Source organism: Microbulbifer regidiadema (SeqCode) (genome assembly GCF_052466995.1).
The window spans coordinates 2,269,856-2,287,503 of sequence record NZ_CP174297.1; the positions used below are offsets into that span (position 1 = coordinate 2,269,856).

Annotated in this window: 17 protein-coding genes; 10 read left to right on the forward strand and 7 right to left on the reverse strand. The window is 53.9% G+C overall.

All coding sequences use genetic code 11. The features are described from left to right. Positions 1–7: 7 nt before the first annotated feature. The 4 genes from ACJJIK_RS09815 to ACJJIK_RS09830 all read right to left on the reverse strand — a co-directional run bounded on the left by ACJJIK_RS09815 (position 8) and on the right by ACJJIK_RS09830 (position 3,401). Positions 8–445 carry an ion channel gene (locus ACJJIK_RS09815; protein ID WP_444932041.1) on the reverse strand — a complete coding sequence of 146 codons (438 nt, stop codon included), beginning with the start codon at positions 443–445 and terminating at the stop codon, positions 8–10. Then, positions 432–887, reverse strand: a complete 456-nt coding sequence (gene tadA, locus ACJJIK_RS09820) for a tRNA adenosine(34) deaminase TadA (RefSeq protein WP_444944919.1) — start codon at positions 885–887, stop codon at positions 432–434. The genes ACJJIK_RS09815 and tadA overlap by 14 nt, the downstream gene beginning before the upstream one ends. A gap of 76 nt (positions 888–963) precedes the next feature. After that, complete coding sequence (locus tag ACJJIK_RS09825; RefSeq protein ID WP_444932043.1) at positions 964–1,767, reverse strand: putative RNA methyltransferase; 804 nt, start codon at positions 1,765–1,767, stop codon at positions 964–966. Next, positions 1,764–3,401, reverse strand: a complete 1,638-nt coding sequence (locus ACJJIK_RS09830; RefSeq protein WP_444944920.1) for a GMC family oxidoreductase — start codon at positions 3,399–3,401, stop codon at positions 1,764–1,766. Before ACJJIK_RS09830 ends, ACJJIK_RS09825 begins: the two co-directional genes overlap by 4 nt. 83 nt (positions 3,402–3,484) lie before the next feature. On the opposite strand from ACJJIK_RS09830, the gene ACJJIK_RS09835 reads away from it, so the two are divergent. The 3 genes from ACJJIK_RS09835 (at position 3,485) to ACJJIK_RS09845 (ending at position 5,586) form a co-directional block, all read left to right on the forward strand. Next, the gene (locus ACJJIK_RS09835; protein ID WP_444944921.1) at positions 3,485–4,174 is read left to right on the forward strand and encodes a class I SAM-dependent methyltransferase; all 690 of its coding nucleotides are present in this window, start codon (positions 3,485–3,487) and stop codon (positions 4,172–4,174) included. Positions 4,175–4,518: 344 nt separating this feature from the next. After that, complete coding sequence (locus ACJJIK_RS09840; RefSeq protein WP_444944922.1) at positions 4,519–5,007, forward strand: hypothetical protein; 489 nt, start codon at positions 4,519–4,521, stop codon at positions 5,005–5,007. A gap of 87 nt (positions 5,008–5,094) precedes the next feature. Next, the gene (locus ACJJIK_RS09845; protein WP_444932047.1) at positions 5,095–5,586 is read left to right on the forward strand and encodes an RDD family protein; all 492 of its coding nucleotides are present in this window, start codon (positions 5,095–5,097) and stop codon (positions 5,584–5,586) included. A gap of 13 nt (positions 5,587–5,599) precedes the next feature. On the opposite strand, the gene lptG is transcribed toward ACJJIK_RS09845, so the two are convergent. Both lptG and lptF read right to left on the reverse strand, forming a co-directional pair. Continuing rightward, positions 5,600–6,661: an LPS export ABC transporter permease LptG gene (gene lptG / locus ACJJIK_RS09850; protein WP_444944923.1), complete on the reverse strand. Its 1,062-nt coding sequence runs from the start codon at positions 6,659–6,661 to the stop codon at positions 5,600–5,602. Then, entirely contained in the window at positions 6,654–7,787 is a 1,134-nt protein-coding gene (gene lptF / locus ACJJIK_RS09855) for an LPS export ABC transporter permease LptF (protein ID WP_444944924.1), read from the reverse strand. Before lptF ends, lptG begins: the two co-directional genes overlap by 8 nt. A 189-nt stretch (positions 7,788–7,976) precedes the next feature. On the opposite strand from lptF, the gene ACJJIK_RS09860 reads away from it, so the two are divergent. The 5 genes from ACJJIK_RS09860 to ACJJIK_RS09880 all read left to right on the forward strand — a co-directional run bounded on the left by ACJJIK_RS09860 (position 7,977) and on the right by ACJJIK_RS09880 (position 15,493). Continuing rightward, entirely contained in the window at positions 7,977–9,443 is a 1,467-nt protein-coding gene (locus ACJJIK_RS09860) for a leucyl aminopeptidase (protein ID WP_444944925.1), read from the forward strand. 126 nt (positions 9,444–9,569) lie between these two features. Then, positions 9,570–10,001, forward strand: a complete 432-nt coding sequence (locus ACJJIK_RS09865; RefSeq protein WP_444932051.1) for a DNA polymerase III subunit chi — start codon at positions 9,570–9,572, stop codon at positions 9,999–10,001. Positions 10,002–10,016: 15 nt separating this feature from the next. Then, positions 10,017–11,111, forward strand: a complete 1,095-nt coding sequence (locus ACJJIK_RS09870; protein WP_444932052.1) for a hypothetical protein — start codon at positions 10,017–10,019, stop codon at positions 11,109–11,111. A gap of 405 nt (positions 11,112–11,516) precedes the next feature. Further along, on the forward strand, positions 11,517–14,291 hold the full coding sequence (locus ACJJIK_RS09875) for a valine--tRNA ligase (protein WP_444944926.1): 2,775 nt from the start codon (positions 11,517–11,519) through the stop codon (positions 14,289–14,291). Positions 14,292–14,866: 575 nt separating this feature from the next. Then, entirely contained in the window at positions 14,867–15,493 is a 627-nt protein-coding gene (locus tag ACJJIK_RS09880) for a LysE family translocator (RefSeq protein WP_444944927.1), read from the forward strand. A 93-nt stretch (positions 15,494–15,586) separates the two neighbouring features. On the opposite strand, the gene csrA is transcribed toward ACJJIK_RS09880, so the two are convergent. Further along, a complete protein-coding gene (csrA, locus tag ACJJIK_RS09885) occupies positions 15,587–15,775 on the reverse strand; it encodes a carbon storage regulator CsrA (protein WP_444944928.1) in 189 nt (62 codons plus the stop codon). A gap of 862 nt (positions 15,776–16,637) precedes the next feature. Here csrA and ACJJIK_RS09890 point away from each other — a divergent pair. Together ACJJIK_RS09890 and ACJJIK_RS09895 are read left to right on the forward strand one after the other, a co-directional pair. Further along, the gene (locus ACJJIK_RS09890) at positions 16,638–17,075 is read left to right on the forward strand and encodes a 5' nucleotidase, NT5C type (protein ID WP_444944929.1); all 438 of its coding nucleotides are present in this window, start codon (positions 16,638–16,640) and stop codon (positions 17,073–17,075) included. Between the two features lie 111 nt (positions 17,076–17,186). Further along, positions 17,187–17,588 (forward strand): hypothetical protein, encoded by a 402-nt coding sequence (locus ACJJIK_RS09895; RefSeq protein ID WP_444932057.1) that lies wholly within the window; start codon positions 17,187–17,189, stop codon positions 17,586–17,588. The last annotated feature ends 60 nt before the right edge of the window (positions 17,589–17,648 follow it).

The following is a 17,648-nucleotide window of genomic DNA, read 5'->3' on the forward strand; positions in this document are numbered from 1 at the left end:
TCTCGCCTTAATCTTCCCAATAGCGCTGCATTTTTAAAAACATAAAAGAGGCGGTCCAGGTAATCATTACCAGTCCTGTGAGGGCTTCCAGTCCGGCGGTAAAACGCAGGTGTCCCAGTGGCTCAATATCGCCAAACCCCAGTGAGGTATAGGTGGTAAAGGAGAAGTAGGCACAGTCGAGCAGACTGCCATTAAAGTTACCTACCAGGGTGCCAAAATAGGGCGAATTCACCATAAAGTAATAGCAGTAGGCAAATAGCCATATTTCGACCACATGGGCAATCAGGGCACCAAACACCCCCAGAACAATCGCCAGATTGTGCCTGATCGGTACCCAGCCGCCGATACGGGCAAGGGCGCTGAGCGCTTCGTGGTGAATCAGGACGACAATGGCAACAACCAGCACATTCACCGCGAAGGCCAGCAGTAAATCAGCGTCGATCATGAAAGAACTCGCGCACTAAGTTACTCGCCTCTTCCGCCATAACCCCCGACTCCACCGCAATCTTATGATTAAAAAAGCTGGCCTGGGCCAATTCCAACTGGCTTTCCACCACACCGGCCCGGGGCTCGGTGGCGCCGTACACCAAGCGCCCTACCCGCGCGTGTACCAGAGCGCCAAAGCACATGGTGCAGGGCTCAATCGTCACATATAAAGTGGTGTTTGGCAGGCGGTAATTCTGTTGCTTATCCGCCGCTTGCCGCAGGGCGACAATTTCCGCATGGGCACTGGGGTCACAATTGCCGATGGGCCGGTTGCTGCCCTCGCCGATAATTTTTCCATCCTGTACCAAAACTGCACCCACCGGTACTTCACCGCGCTCAGCGGCGAGTTGGGCAAGCTCCAGGGCTCGCCGCATAAATCCAAAGTCTCTGGGAGTCGCCATCAAGCTGCCCTTTTACCTCTATCGTCTCTCTGTCAAACGCCACATAGGAGGCGCTACTGTCTAGCCGCTGTGACCGCTAGCTGTGTTTTATAAAACGGCGCACAACAAAATCCGCCTCCAGCTCCAGGCTGTCGCGCTCTTCCAGCTGCTGCCGCGCTTCCCGATTGCCTTTCCAGGCAAAAGGCGTCATCGCGAGAAAATCTGAAATGGCCTGCTGACCCTTCAGCACGAAAGGAAAGCAGCAGCGCAAATCGACTTCCGGCGTCAACTTGTCGATCACTTTGGGGGCGGGGTGTTTGCGCGGTTCCCGATACAGGGCTTGCTTTAATGTCCACAGATGATCGGGGCCGGGGGATACATCCAACAGATGCCCCCCGACTTTAATCACCCGCGCCATCTCGTGATCTGGCGCCGGAGCAAAGATTTTTAGCAGGTTGTCCACGGACTCTGAGGCCACCGGCAGATTCACATTGCTGGCAACCACAAACTGAGCGCTGGTATCGCGCTTGGCCGCCATACGCACACCGGACTTGGAAATATCGATACCGGAAAGCGCGTGGCCATGCCAGCCGGCCGCCTCAAGTTCCCGCAGGTAATACCCCTCGCCGCAGCCGATATCCAGCAAGCGGCGGCCGGGCTTGTAGGGCATTAGCGCCGCAATGCTATCGACCAGGGGCCGGTAGTAACCGGCGTGGAGAAAGCGCCGCCGGGCGTGCAACATCTCGGAGGAATCACCGGGATCTTTGCGGCGCTTGCGATAAACAGGCAACAGATTGACATAGCCCTCGCGCGCGCGGTCAAAACTATGTCGGTTAGTACAGTGCCAAGAATCTTTACCTAAGGTTAAGGGGGCAGCACAGAGCGGGCATTGCCAGATCATTCAACTTCCTGAGTGTGTCTATTCTCTTTTACAAACGAGTGCGGAGATCGCTGCAAAATCAAATCTGCCGCCTTCTCCGCAATAGCGATCACAGGCGCATTGGTATTGCCACTGATCAGGGTGGGCATTATGGAGGCGTCCACAACCCTCAGTCCATCCACTCCGCGTACTTTTAGCTCGCTATCCACGACAGCTAATTCATCATCGCCCATTCGGCAGGTGCCTATCGGGTGATAGATGGATTCTGCATGCTGGCGAATATAGTGGATGATTGCCTCTCTATCACTCAACTTCTGCTCTGGACGCAGTGACTTTTTCTGATAGCGACTCAACTCCTCCTGGGCGAGGATCTCCTGTGCCATTTCGAACGCCTCCACCATCACTTGCAGGTCCTCGGGCTCGCTCAGATAGTTGGGCTCTATTCGCGGCAGTTTGCGCGGGTCGGTGGAATTCAAGGTGATCTCACCGCGACTCTTGGGCCTCAGGGCACAGGCGTGGAGGGAGTAACCATAGCAGGTGCGCTTGTTAAAACCGTGCTGAAAGGTTGGGACCGCCGTCATGTGGAATTGAATATCCGGGTTGCTCCCCGCCAAACTGGAACTGGCAAAGCCCCCCGCCTCGGCCACATTACTGCTCAGGGGTCCTTTATTAAACAGGATCAGTTCCGGCAGGCGCAACGCAGTGAGCACTTTGGGCCATAGCGCTTCGGAAAAACTGACCGGCTCCGAGGCCTCCACCACTTGGATAATATCCAGGTGATCCTGCAAATTTTTACCCACCCCCGGAAGGTGCGCCTGTGAGGCCAGACCCTGCTTGCGCAGCTGATCCTGGTCGCCAATACCCGACAGCAGCAGCAACTGTGGCGACTGAATAGCACCCGCACTTAAGATCACCTCTTTGTTCGCCAAAATTTTAGTGCCATCGAGTAATTCGACCCCGGTGGCCTTTTCTCCACTGAGAATAATTCGCGCCACCTGGCTATCGGTGCGAACGCGCAGATTTGAACGGTTGGCAATCGGGTGCAGATAAGCGGCTGCCGCAGAACAGCGCCGCCCGCGCCGCTGTGTCACCTGGTAAAAGCCCACCCCATTTTGCTGCCTGCCGTTAAAGTCATTATTCGGCCGGTATCCCAGGGACTCTGCCGCGCGTAAAAAAGCCTTGCTCGCTTCGGTGGTCCACTTTAGGTCCGATACCGACAGAGGACCGTAGCCGCTGTGATAGGCATCGGTGCCGCGCTCATTGCCCTCCGCCACCAGGAAGTAAGGCAGCAGCCCCTGCCAACCCCAACCGGGATTGCCCGCAGCTTCCCAAGCATCGTAATCGTCGCTATTGCCACGGATATAAATCATGGCATTGATCGCACTGCTCCCGCCCAGGGTTCTGCCTCGCGGCCAAAATAGTTTGCGGTTGTTCAGATGCTGCTGTGGCGTGGTGTGGTGGTGCAGGTTATAGCGGGTACCCGGTAACAACTCGCCGATACCCACCGGGATAGAAATCAGGGGGCTCCGATCTTTGGGGCCCGCCTCTAAGAGACAAACTCGATGCTGCTCTTCGGCACTGAGCCGATTTGCCAAAACACAACCGGCGGAGCCAGCACCTACGATCACATAATCAAAAATCATTTGAGTGGACATGGGACCTCAGCACCTTTGTAGCTGGATGTCAGCTGACGGTACACTCAAGCACAGAATAATGACAGGCTGGAGGTCCCCCAAGCATGCCCAATTCCGAATTCAGTGATGATCAAGTCCTCGCCAGCTGGCATAAGAATGCGCACGAGTGGACTAAAGTAGTAGATAAGGCCGCCATCCCCAGCCGCCGACTGGTCACCGACGCCGCCATTGTCAGCGCCATCAGCGCCTACCAACCCGCAACGATTTTGGATATCGGCTGCGGTGAGGGCTGGCTCAGCAGAGTGTTCGCACAACAGGGTATTCCGGTATGCGGTGTCGATGGCGTAAAAGATTTAGTCAATATTGCCCGCGCCCGCGCCGGTAGCTGTGACTCTTACCGGCAACTGCAATACGAGGAAATCTGCGCCGAAAAGTTGGAGCAACAATTTGCACTGATCGTATGTAATTTTTCCCTTATCGGAAAAGAGTCCGTCGAGCAGCTGTTTGGCAGGGCGCGCGAACTGCTGCTCGACGGTGGACACTTTGTGGTCCAAACACTTCACCCCCACTGGGCCTGTGCGGAACAGCCCTACCGGGATGGCTGGCGCCCGGGTTCCTGGGACGGGATTGAGGGGAACTTTGCCGAGGCCGCGCCCTGGTATTTCCGCACACTGGAGAGCTGGGTGCAGTTATTTAACAACAGCGGCCTCGCTATAGATGCAATACACGAACCCAAGGCCGACCCTCTATCAGCCCCCTCCTCACTGATTATTTGCGGGAAAATAGTGGCGTAGCGTATTTGCGCGCGCCTTCCCGACAACCGGGCTCCGGCCCGGTGGAACCGGTAGTAATTTAAGAGTATTTTTTCATCAGCTTTGGCGCAGAAATATCAAAATAATAATAAAAAAACATTGGCGGTCCCTTAATCACATTTGCGACTACTTGGGCAAAAATGAAAAAGTACCCATTTCATGCGATCTTCAAGGAAGGTGCTGAATATTTCCGACCGTCAAGTAAGCAGAGTGGCAACAGCCGCCTAATTTGTTCGAAAAAATGCTTTGTTTGCGATGATCCATAATAAATTCAACGACCGTATACGACCAATGACACGAGAAGTTGATATCCAGGGGCAACCGCAATGCTACTTTGCAGTTTTCGATTTAGCGTCAATCAGCTAGTGCCAAAGATTCTTGGTCTAGCCCTCCTGCCGGTGTGCTGTGTCTGCTCTGCCGATGATTTGTTTATTCCAGATTCCCGCGAAGCCCTGAACCTGGAATCCGGCAGCTTGATCTTTCCCGACTCCGCATTTGCCATGGATAACGACGCCCTAACCCAGGCCGCCGAGTACCTGCGTACCAACAGTATGAGCAATTTGCAGCGGCGCCTGAATTACCAGTGGCTGCAAATGCACACCAGCCCGGACAAGTTTAAGCCCCTGAGAGGCGGCAAAGCGCTGTCCAAAATCCTGCGCATGGGCCTCGACACCTACAAGACACAAAACTCCCGCGCCGCGCGTATTGGCCTGCTCCGCTACACCGATCACGAGGGCAAGATTGGCGGCTCGGTGGACTATGGAATCTCCCTGTCCGACGACAAATTCAAGTTCTCTTTTGAACTGGAGTTTTAACGAGTCCCTGAAGTCCGGCGCCTCCCCTCTCCTTCCCCGTTTACAGGTTTGTTAGAATCTCCGCCACCTAAACCGGCGGAGATAACCGTGAGTAGCTCAACCCCCCCCAAATCTTTCCCTGAACTCCCGATTGCCGGGGTAGGCCGGCGCCTGGCGGCACTGCTCTACGACCTGCTGATACTGATGGGCCTATTGGTGGTTTACGGCTTTATTGCGATGATGGTTGCGTCGACAGTGGTGGGGCTCAATTGCCAGCCCGAGGTAAATGACTACAACCCCTGTGTCAGCGGACCCTTCTTCCAGCTGGGCGCGCTGGCGGTTATTGCCGGCTATTACTTCTGGTCCTGGCGGGCGGCGGGCCAAACGGTGGGAATGCGCGCCTGGCGCCTGCTGCTGGCGAGCCCCAATGGGGTTCAGCTCACCTGGCGCCAATGTGTTCTGCGCGCCATAGTCGCGCCCCTGTCGATTGCCTGTCTGGGGCTCGGTTTCTTCTCGGCCTGGGCCAGATCCGATAAGGCCACCTGGCATGACCTTATCTCCGAATCCCAAGTGCGCATACTGCCCAAGAAATCCAAATAGACCCTGCGGGGCCCTAGCGGGCCCTTTGCAGTAGATACCAGCCGGCGCCGAAGCACAGCAGTATCGGCAAGAGCACGGCGAGGAAAGGCGGGAAGCCAAATACCAGGGAGGATGGCCCCAGGATATCCTGGATAAACTGGAACACCAGGCCAACCACCAGGCCGATAAATACGCGCAGCCCGGTAGTCACTTCCCGCAGGGGGCCAAAAATAAAGGAGATCGCCACCATCACCAGGCTGGCGATGGTGAGCGGCTGCAACACTTTCTTCCAAAACTGCAACCAGTAGCGGCTGGAGTCCTCACCCTTGCGGTCGAGGAACTTGCCGTAGGCCCACAGGTTGCGCGGTGACAGGTCCGCCGGCAGCGGCACCACCAGGGCGAACAACTCCGGCGAGATCTCCGCTTTCCACTCGCTCGTGGATACAGTTTCACTCTCGGTATGCTCACCGGTAAAAAGGGTGGTGCGGCTATTCTCCAGCTCCCAGCGCTCGCCATCAAAATGGCCGCGCTCGGCAAACTCTACCCGCTCCAGCTCCCGATTGGCACCGAAGTGATAGCGGGTAACACCGTAGAGTTCACCATCCGGCAGCGCCGCATTGAAGTGAACAAACTCACCGCTGTCTTTCAGCCACAGACCGCTTTCCAGACCGCTCGCTTCCAGCTCACCCAGCGCCCGGGCTTTATCGCTCTCGGCGATCACGTTGGTTTGGGGAATAACAAATTCCGCCAGCCCCAGGCCGAGCAAAATCAACAGGGTAATCGGCTTCATCACCGACCAGGTAATCCGGCCAATGGAAATGCCCGCAGCCCGCATAATGGTCAGCTCACTGGTGCCCGCCAGCGAGCCCAGCCCCACCAGGCAGCCCACCAGGGCGGAAAAGCCCAGCTGCTCGTAAATACGCGCCGGCAGGGTCCAGCCCACATATTTGAGGGCGTCGACAAAGCCGTAGTCCTTCTCCAGCTCTCCCAACTGATCCACCAGGGCAAAGACCACGGTGAGGCCGAGGATAATCATCAGTGCACCGCCCACAGCAGCGATAACGGTGCGGGCGATATATAGATCGAGCTTACTCACCTGACGACTCCTTCACACCCTCGGGCAAACGCTTGGGCGGCGCCTTGCGCCAATTTCTGCCCGCTAACAACAGCAAGCCGAGCAGCAGGAACGGCGGGTGTACCAGCCAGATCATTGCCGGGTTGGAAATCTTGCCGTCCTCAATCGCCCCGCGAACCCCCTGCAAGATCACCAGGTAGGTGATATACAGCAAAATCGCGGGGATCATCTTCGCAAAGCGCCCCTGGCGAGGGTTGGTGCGGGAGAGCGGCACCGCCAGCACGGCGACCACCAATACCAAGATCGGCAGGCTGAAACGCCAGTAGAGATAGGCCCGCTGCTGCGGGTCATCGCCCTTGAGCAGCTCCAGGGTAGAGGCGGATTCCATCTGGTCCCGCTGGCGGCTGCGCTCGCGGGGCACCTCAAGAATGACGGAGTAACTGCTGAACTTCATCTGGCGGTACTCCCGCTCGCCGGGAACGCCCTCGTAGCGAAACCCGTCGCGCAAAACCAAATAGCGCAGGCCCGTCTTCGGATCGATTTCCTGCACGCCTTCGCGGGCGCGGATAACTACCTGTTGGTCCGCCTCGGTTTCCGCTTCTGCGCCGCCCAACTCCGCCAGGAACACCCCCAACATAGTGGACTTGTCCTCACTCAGCGCATCGGCGTAGTAAACCGCGCGGCCCCCTTGGGAGGAGACAAATTTCTTTGGCACCAAATGATCAAACTCGTTGCGGGCTTTTTCCGCAGTGAGCAAGCTGGTAGAGCGCGCCATACCCGCCGGGGAGAAATACAGACTCATAGAGGCCACCACCAACGCCAGCGCCAGCGCCGGGATCATGGTGTAACCCAATAGACGCCAGTCGCTAAAGCCACAGGCGTGCAAAACGGTCATTTCACTTTCTATATAGAGGCGGCCATAGGCGAGGAGAATCCCCACAAACAGGCCCAGCGGTAAAACCAGTTCCAGGAATCCCGGCAAGCGGAACCCCATCAGGGAGAACAGGATATTCGCGGAAATATCCCCAGCGGCAGCTTCCGCCAGATATTTCACGAATCGGCCGCTCATCACAATTAACAGCAAAACTGCGCTGACCGCCAGCGTGGCAAACAGCAGCTCGCGGCAGAGATAGCGAAAAATAATCACAGGGCGAACAAATTCCTTGGTGACAGCGGTGTGATGGTAGCTGAATCAAAAATGAGTAAGTTGCCCACCGGGTACAGCAATCCATAAGCAGGCGGGTTAAACTTGTGCGACGCATTATCACTAAAAATTCTTGCTATGTCTCGACTCTGAGGCATGCAATCTATTGTCAGATTTTAAGGAAAGCGAAAAATGCAGTTCTCCGCCAAGGTTGCAGATATCAGTAAACAGCGCAGCGCCTGCTCGATTATTTCAGCAGATGCCAAAAATAACCTCAGCGAAAGTGGAAAAAACCTGGATAAATTGACCGGGGGAATGATTGCGAAAATCCTCAAGCGCGGGGACTTGGGGGCCAAATCCGGCAGCACCCAGCTGATCAATCTTATCGATGTTCCCAGCGAGCGCGTACTGGTAGTACGCACCGGCAAAGGCGCTCTCAGCCAGGCAGAGTTCCGCAAGCTGGCAGCCAGCAGTGCCAACGGGGTAAAGAACTTTAAAGATGCCGCCAGCTACCTGTGTGAAGTGGATGTCGAGGGTGTCGACAACCGCTGGAAAGCACAGCAAATCGCCATGGCCGCCGGCCTGGCAAGCTACCGCTACACCCAGTCCCGCACCGATGCGAAGCCCCTGCCGCTGGCAAAATTTACCATCCACGCCCCGGAGAAAAAACAGCTGAAAGGCATCCAGGGCGGTATGGAAGTGGGCGCAGCTCAGGCACTGGGCAGCAACGTTGCCCGCGAACTGGGCGATCTGCCCGGCAATATCTGCACCCCCAGCTACCTAGCCGCCCAGGCTAAGGCCCTGGCTAAAAAGCACACAAAACTCACCACCAGCGTGCTGGATGAGAAAAAAATGCAATCCCTGGGCATGGGTGCATTCCTCAGCGTATCCAAAGGCAGCGACCAGCCGCCCGCGCTGATCGCCATGAACTACAAAGGTGGCAAGACCGGCGAAAAGCCGGTGGTACTGGTCGGTAAAGGCATCACCTTCGATAGCGGCGGCATCAGCATCAAGCCGGGCCTCGCTATGGACGAGATGAAATACGATATGGGCGGCGCCGCCAGTGTTTTCGGTGTGATGAACGCCCTGGTTGAGTTACAGCCGTCTATCAATGTCGTGGGCCTGGTTGCCGCTGCTGAAAATATGCCCAGCGGCCGCGCCAGCAAGCCCGGCGATGTTGTAACCTCCATGTCCGGCAAAACCATCGAGATCCTCAACACCGACGCCGAGGGCCGCCTGGTGCTGTGCGATGCCATCACCTACGCCGCCAAGTTCAAGCCCAGCGCGGTTATCGATATCGCCACCCTCACCGGTGCCTGCGTTATTGCCCTGGGCCACCACGCCACCGGTCTCTACGCCAACAACGAAGCACTGGCCAAGGATCTCCTCCAGGCCGGCGAAACCACCGGTGACCGCGCCTGGCAGATGCCGCTGTGGGACGAGTACCAGTCCTCCCTGGATTCCAACTTTGCCGATATCCAGAACATCGGCGGGCGCGAAGCCGGCTCCGTCACTGCGGCCTGCTTCCTGGCGCGCTTTGCCAAAGACTACAACTGGGCGCACATGGATATTGCCGGCAGTGCCTGGAAGTCCGGCGCGCAGAAAGGGGCCACCGGCCGTCCGGTGCCCCTACTGGTTGAATATCTACTGGGCAAATAAGCAGCCAAAGCGCACAATAGCCGCCGGCACCCTCGGTGTCCGGCGCACCGAGCGGCCCACCAGTGGGCCGCTTCTGTTTATCGGTAGCGCATCAATACGGCCGGAATTATTTGACCAGTACCCCTAATGACTCGCATTGATTTCTATATCCTCTCCTCCGATCAACCGGAACACGCCGATATTTTTGCCTGTCGCCTGGCTGAGAAAGCCTACCGCGCGGGTATGCGGGTACTTATTGCGGTGGATAATCCGCAGAGAGTGGAACAGATGGACCAACTGCTGTGGAGCTTTCGCGAGGACAGCTTCCTGCCCCACGCCCCCCAGGCTGACAACCAGCAGGCGCAAATAGAAATTAACAGTGGCGACGATCCCGCCGATCACCACGGCCTACTGATCAACCTCTGCACCAAGGTTCCCAAGTGGTTTAGCCGCTTCGAGCGCTTGGCAGAGATTGTGATTCAGCAACCAGAACCATTAAAACGGTCACGATTGCGATTTGGTCACTTCCGCGATCGCGGATATCCGTTACAATCCCACAAGATTAACCAGAGCCTCTAACTGCGTCCGAGAGTCATGTCCGGCAAGAAAAACAAACACAAGCACCGCAGACAAGAGCACAAAAAGTCCAGCGAATTTCTGGATGAACTGAATTCGCTGCACACCCTGCTTGTCAGCGACGAAAACAGTGAAGATATCCCCGTGCTCAGCCAAGTGGCCAAGCAGGGCGATCCTGTAATCCCTGAGCCGCCGGCACTTCCCAGCATTGCCGACACCGCCAAACCCAGCGGGACGCCGGCAACCAGCGAATTTGAAGATATCGATATCTCGCTGGAGGATATCGATCTGCCGATTTTGTTTTCACCGGTCGAAGAAGAGATGCTGGCGCAACAATCTATGTCGCTGGCGGAATCTGACTTAGCGCTTTTGCGCCCGCTGCAAGAGCTGACCGCCGAGGAGGACGAAGCACTCGCCCTCGCAGAAATCGAAGCGGTGCAGGAAGCGGTTGAAGTGCCGGCAGAGGACAGCCCCTCTTTAAATAGCACTGAAAATTATTCGGCCGCACAGCCCGAGCAGGAACCTGAACCAAGCCCCCAAGCCACAGCGGAGCAACCCTCAGCGGAACAGAAACAGGTTGAGGTGCCGGCGGAGGAAAGCTCCCCGTTAAGCAGCAGTGCAGAAAACCGCTCAGCCGCAGAGCCCGAGCAAAAGCCTGAGCCACAAGCCCAAGCCGCAGCCGAGCAGAGGCAGGTTGAGATACCGGTGGAGAAAAAGCCCGCGTTAAGCCGCGCCGAAAGTGGCTCAAGCGCAGAGCCCAATCGAAAGCCAGCGCCAAAACCCCGGGGCCGGACAGAAAATCCTTTTCTGCCAGACCATATTCGCGCTCGCCTCACCGGCGGGCGCCCGCTGCCCAATAAAACGGACACCGGTATCGCCTCCACTGTGCAGCCAAAAACCGAAGCCCCTGGGGCTGGAGAAAAAACTGCGACGGCGAACAGCCAGCTCCAGCCGCACAAAGGGCTTCCGAGCGCAGCCCCTGAGCTATCGGCCAAAGAGCGCCAGCGCCAAGATTTGATCGAGCAACTCGTCGCCCAACAACTGCCCAAACTGGAGCGCCGCCTGCGCGCTCAAATAGAGCAGGTGGTCGACGAACTCGGCGTTTGGGATTAAGGGAGCCTCTGAATTACTCCGTGATACCTCTGGCATGCAGAGCGGTTCACAATCAAGGCGCGGCTTCGCAGGAATGTCTAGACCTTTCAAGAAGTCGTAACGCGGAGTGTGAATCGCTCTGCAAGCCCCGAAGGGCGGGCCTTGAAGGCCACAGCTGCTGCGTTGCAGCTCTTGCCAAGGGCTACGGCCATTCGCGGCGAGCTGCGCCTAACATCTGCGGCCTTCAAGACCCGCAGAGGCATTACGGAGTTATTCAGAGGCTTCCTAAGCTCAAATACCGCCTTTTTCCCATTAGACCCCGGCGGTATAATTCCCGCCTTTTCCGCGCAGCCCGAGCAAGCACCAGACTATCCTGAGCCAAGACGCTGTGCACGCAGTCAGTAAAATACAAGGTTTCCCACCCGCATGGACAAAACATACCAGCCCAACGCCATAGAACAGCAGTGGTACAAAACCTGGGAGGAGAGCGGCTACTTCAAGCCTTCCGGGGACAAAGAAGCCAAGCCCTACAGCATTATGATCCCGCCGCCGAATGTCACCGGCAGCCTGCATATGGGCCACGGTTTCCAGGAGTCCATTATGGACGCCCTGATTCGCTACCACCGCATGCAGGGCGACAACACCCTGTGGCAAGTGGGCACCGACCATGCCGGTATCGCCACCCAGATGGTGGTAGAGCGCCTGTTGGGCGCCGAAGGCGTATCCCGCCACGACCTGGGCCGCGACAAGTTTATTGAGAAGGTCTGGGAGTGGAAGGAAGAGTCCGGCGGCACCATTACCCGCCAGCTGCGCCGTCTGGGCGCCAGCCCCGACTGGTCCCGCGAACGCTTCACCATGGACGACGGCTTCTACAAAGCGGTGCAGGAAGTCTTTATCAAACTGTATGAAGACGGCCTGATTTATCGCGGCAAGCGCCTGGTGAACTGGGACCCGAAATTCCACACCGCGATCTCAGACCTGGAAGTATTAAACGAAGAAAAGCAGGGTCACCTGTGGCACTTCCGCTACCCGCTCTCCGACGGCTCCGGCCACTTGGTGGTCGCCACTACCCGCCCGGAAACCATGCTCGGCGATACAGCCGTCGCCGTACACCCGGAAGACGAGCGCTACCAGCACCTGATCGGCAAGACCATCAAGTTGCCCCTGGCGGATCGTGAAATCCCGATTATTGCCGACGAATACGTCGACCGTGAATTCGGCACCGGCTGTGTAAAAATCACCCCGGCCCACGACTTCAATGACTACGAAATGGGCCAGCGCCACAACCTCGAGATGATCAATATCCTCGATGCCGACGCCCACCTGAACGACGCAGTGCCGGAAAAATACCGGGGCATGGAGCGCTTTGCCGCGCGCACCCAGATTGTCGACGACCTGGACGCCCTCGGCCTGCTGGAAAAAGTAGAACCCCACACCCTCAAGGTACCTCACGGAGACCGCTCCGGCGCCGTGATTGAGCCCTGGCTCACCGATCAATGGTACGTAAAAACCCAGCCCCTGGCCGATGAAGCCATCGCCGCCGTTGAAGATGGCCGCGTTGAGTTCGTACCGAAAAACTACGAGAACATGTATTTCTCCTGGATGCGCGATATCCAGGACTGGTGTATTTCCCGCCAGCTGTGGTGGGGCCACCGCATCCCCGCCTGGTACGACAACGAAGGCAAAGTCTACGTTGGCCGCAGCGAAGAGGAAGTGCGCGAGAAGCACAACCTGGGCGCCGACATCAGCCTGCGCCAGGACGACGATGTACTCGACACCTGGTTCTCCTCCGGCCTGTGGACCTTCGGCACCCTGGGCTGGCCAGAAGATACCGAAGAACTGAAAGCCTTCCACCCCAGCTCCGTACTGGTCACCGGCTTCGATATTATTTTCTTCTGGGTCGCGCGCATGATGATGCTGACCCTCTACTTCAAGAAGGAAGTACCGTTTAATACCGTGTACGTGCACGGCCTGGTGCGCGACAACCACGGCCAGAAGATGTCCAAATCCAAGGGCAACGTAATCGACCCCATCGATTTGATCGACGGTATCGACCTGGAGAGCCTGGTAGCCAAGCGCACCTCCGGCATGATGGTGCCGCACCTGCGCGAGAAGATCGAAAAACAAACCCGCAAGGACTTCCCCGAAGGGCTCGAAGCCTACGGTACCGATGCCCTGCGCTACACCTACTACTCGCTGGCATCCACCGGCCGCGACATCAAGTTTGATGTAGGCCGTATCGAAGGCTTCCGCAATTTCTGTAACAAGATCTGGAATGCCTCCCGCTATGTACTGCAAAACTGCGAAGAGCACGATTGCGGACAGGACGGCAGCACGGATTTTGAACTGACCATCGCCGACCGCTGGATTATTTCCCAACTGCAGCGCACCGAAATCACCGTGCGCGAAGCCATGGACACCTACCGCTTCGACCTCGCCTCCCAGGCCCTGTACGACTTTATCTGGAGTGAGTACTGCAGCTGGTATCTGGAACTGTCCAAGCCGGTACTGTGGGACGACAACGCCTCCGACGCAGTGAAAAAAGGCACCCGCCGCACCCTGATCCGCGTACTGGAAACCATTTTGCGTCTGGCCCACCCGCTGATGCCGTTTATCACCGAAGAAATCTGGCAGCGTGTAAAAACCCTGGCCGGCTCCAACGGTGACACCATTATGCTGCAGCAGTACCCGGAAGCCGATAACAGCGTGATCGACGAGGAAGCGGAGGCGGCTGTTGCCTGGTTGAAGCAGGTTATTGAAGGCGTACGCAATATTCGCGGTGAAATGAATATTTCCCCAGCGAAGAAAATCCCACTGATCCTGCGCGGCGGTTCCAGCCGCGACCAAGAACTGCTGGAGCAAGCCCGCAGCCTGCTGATCAAACTGGCCAGCCTCGAAGAAATCACCTGGCTGGAAAGTGGAGAAGCTGCACCAGCCTCCGCCACTGCCCTGGTAGGCGATATGGAATTGCTGGTACCCATGGCCGGCCTGATCGACGTTAAAGCCGAAAGCGCCCGTCTGCAAAAAGAGATTGATAAACTGTCCAAAGAACTCGCACGAGTCGAAGGCAAGCTCAACAATCCCAAGTTTGTAGACAAAGCCCCCGAGGCCGTTGTTGCCAAGGAGAAGGACAAGCTTGCAGAAATGAAAGGTGCTCACGAGCGTCTGCAACAGCAGCTTGAGGAAATCAGCAACCTTTAATGGTTCTGGTAGTCCGCTCCGGTGAAGAGTGGAGCTGATTTAAAAGAGGGGGCGCTGCCCCCTTTTCTTTTTTTGATATAAATCAGCCAACCCCTTCTTGAACTAGTGCCTTTCGGTTTTCTATCAACTCCAGAATCCGAGCATGTGCGCAATGTACCTGCTTCGCCTATGGGTTTGTCAGCTCCAAAATCAGCTTTACCGAAATGGTATACGGCCTAAAACGCGGTGAAACGCTTCAGGCACCGCTTCATTTTTCACCCCTCCTAAGTACCTGATAAGAAATCAACATGATTTTCAATCGGCTTGACTGCTATTTTTTGTAAAGATCCAGATTGATTGAAAGCTCTAGGTACGACAATGAGTTAGAGAAAGTCTATTCATTGGGGATAGTGGGCAAAGTGTTCATTTTTGCATTTGGGACAAGAGTTCAAGTTTGTAGGTAATTTATTGATTTCTCAAGGTTTCTACGCATTTCTCCGTTAGATTGATTCCAGGATGGTAATCATGATAATAGTGGTCAGAATAAGTACTATATAAATGTTATGCCACAAGGCTTTAAATATGGAGGAAAGAAAATGGATTTAAACTCACTACTACTATTTGTAGTCGCTTGTCTTGCTATCAATATGATACCTGGGCCAGACGTAATTTATATTGTTTCAAACACGATGAAAGGCAAGTTGGTAACTGGTTTTAAAGCTGCAATGGGACTTGGTGTTGGCTACTTTGCTCATACATTAGCAGCGTCTTTAGGTTTATCTGCGATAATCCTCAGCTCGGCGGTGGCTTTTAGTGTGGTAAAATGGTTAGGTGCCGCTTACTTGGTCTATTTGGGTATTCAATCGTTGCTCTCTATGTGGCGTGGGGATAGCCAAATAGTGGTAAGTGAAAGTGTTGATAGCGAAAAAAATGTATTTGTACAAGGTGTTATTGTTAGTGTCTTGAATCCGAAAGTAGCACTATTTTTCCTTTCGTTCCTACCTCAGTTTATTGATACATCAACAGGCTCGACATCAATGCAATTATTGGTGCTTGGTTTATTGTTTAGCGCATTAGCAACACTGTGTAATGTCATATATGCATCAGTTGGTAGTTGGGTCTTTAGTCATCCAAACTCTCAGCGCTACTCACGAGCACTTGAGGGTGTCTCGGGTGTTTTGCTTATTGGGCTAGCAAGCAAAGTCGCAACCAGTGATCGCTAGTGGCATAACAAACTGTTTAAGAGGGTGTTAACCCTATCACCCGGCGGACTGAACACGCCAACGCGCGCCGCTACTTCGCGGCGCTCCATAATCTCAACCAACGCCATCCCCTAACACCCCCTCCTTCTGCAAACGTCTATAGATTTCCTCACGGTGAACGGGTAGAGATTTGGGAGCACGTATGCCTATCTTTACCTGATTACCCTTAACTTCCAATACCGTAATTGAGACGCTCGCTCCAATCCGTGAGTTTTCACCCGTCCGGCGCTTTAAGATCAACATATTTGCTTCCTATTAATACTCAAACCATACGTAGACCTCCCTTAATGGAAGGATTTGGAAGTAACTGTTACGGAAGTATCAGCTGGAGCGCGAGAATGGTAGGCATAGAAGTAGAAAAGGCAGACGCAACGCTTCCAGAGCCAGGAGACATGCCCAAAACTGCTGAATGGACTCCACTCTATTGAAGACGAGCGGGTTTCTAGCGTATGATCCTTATAGCCATTTTGATAGTCTAGTTATCAATTTGGTTAGCTTGCCCCAGGTGTTAGCACACCTTGGCTCAACGCCTTTTACCTACTCTTATGTCACACTACCGTTCTCCTTTGAGGGAATGGTTTTTAGGAAATTCTTGGCTCTCTCGAATCTCTTTGATCATCGGCTTTCAGAAGGCTGCCCAATGACAACCCAAATACCGATAAATATCCACCGATTTTACGCAGCTTTGACACTAAAACAAACTGAATAAAATCCAATAAGATTATTTTTGTGCCTATATTTTTGGTTGCTCATGCTTTGAAAATTTCGACTGTGCATAAAAGTGGCAGTTAAAACTGGTACTCTTCACTGCCTTTCGCTTTGGAACCCAGAAACAATAGATCCTCCCTAGCAGCTCCACTTTGCTGCTTTTGTATACATTCTGTTACATTTTCGTAATCTCCATTTCGAAGATTAAAAGCAGCGAAATATCGAGATATAATGCAGCCGCAATATATCTACTAGAGTAATATTTCACCGGTGTAGGCTAACATACTGGTTTATATGTTTTTTTCTGACGAGAAGGATTTTTCCCTCTTGGAATATATTGACTGGTGATATAATACGGCTGCTTTTGGATACACTGTTATGTGGCAAGAGAGTACGAATGATAATTTACGTAGATATGGATGATGTTCTCTGTGATTACACTACAGGAATAGCATCAGAGAAAGAAAAGAGTCCTGAGGTAGAGTTTCCACAAAGCAAACCTGGATTCTTCAAAGATTTAGATCCAATAAATGGGGCAATTGAAAGATTGAGATCTGAAGCTCATATTGATTTATATATTCTTACTGCCCCATCTACTAGAAATCCGCAGTCCTATACAGAAAAGCGGATATGGGTTGAAGATAAATTTGACTATGATCTAACTAAGAATTTAATAATGTGCAGCAACAAAGGTTTGCTCAAGGGTGATATTCTAATTGATGATCATACTAGTGGTAGGGGACAAGAGCATTTTGAAGGTAGATTGATTCATTTCGATCACGGTATACTCCCTAATTGGAGCGCCGCATTAAGCAATGTTCTTGATAACACATAACAAACACAATCAGAGCGAAATTTATCTCACATCGCCTGCGGCTATAAATAATAATTGCGCCTGCTGCGGTCGCTAGGGCCTCAGTTTATCGAAGTATAGAAAGGAAAAGATATGGAAGAGGTTGAAATAGGTTTAAGAGACATAAGTATTAACTGTCTCGAAAATTCGATTAGAACATACTTTAAGGAAGAAATTAAAAATATATCTTATGACAGGAGATTAATTAACAGCTTTCAGTATTTTGGTCAAGGGGAGTCGGACTCCATTGTAATTAACGTTCGACTTAAAGTGGGAGACTCATATACTGCGTATGAAGATTGTGATTTTGCTAAGCTAAGCATTGCAGGATCTACTAACGTTATTGAAAAATCTGTATTAGATGTTACAAATGTAAAAATATTTGCCAGAATCTCCAAAGTAGAATTCAAATACGAAGAATATGAAAAATCATATATAGATTTTCAAATCTGGCTTACAAGGAAAAAGGTAAAGCCAGAGTCGTTGCAATGGTAAATCCACGTACCCTAACAAACCAGACCAAAACGGAGCTGAGTAGGGCGTTAGGGTCTTTAT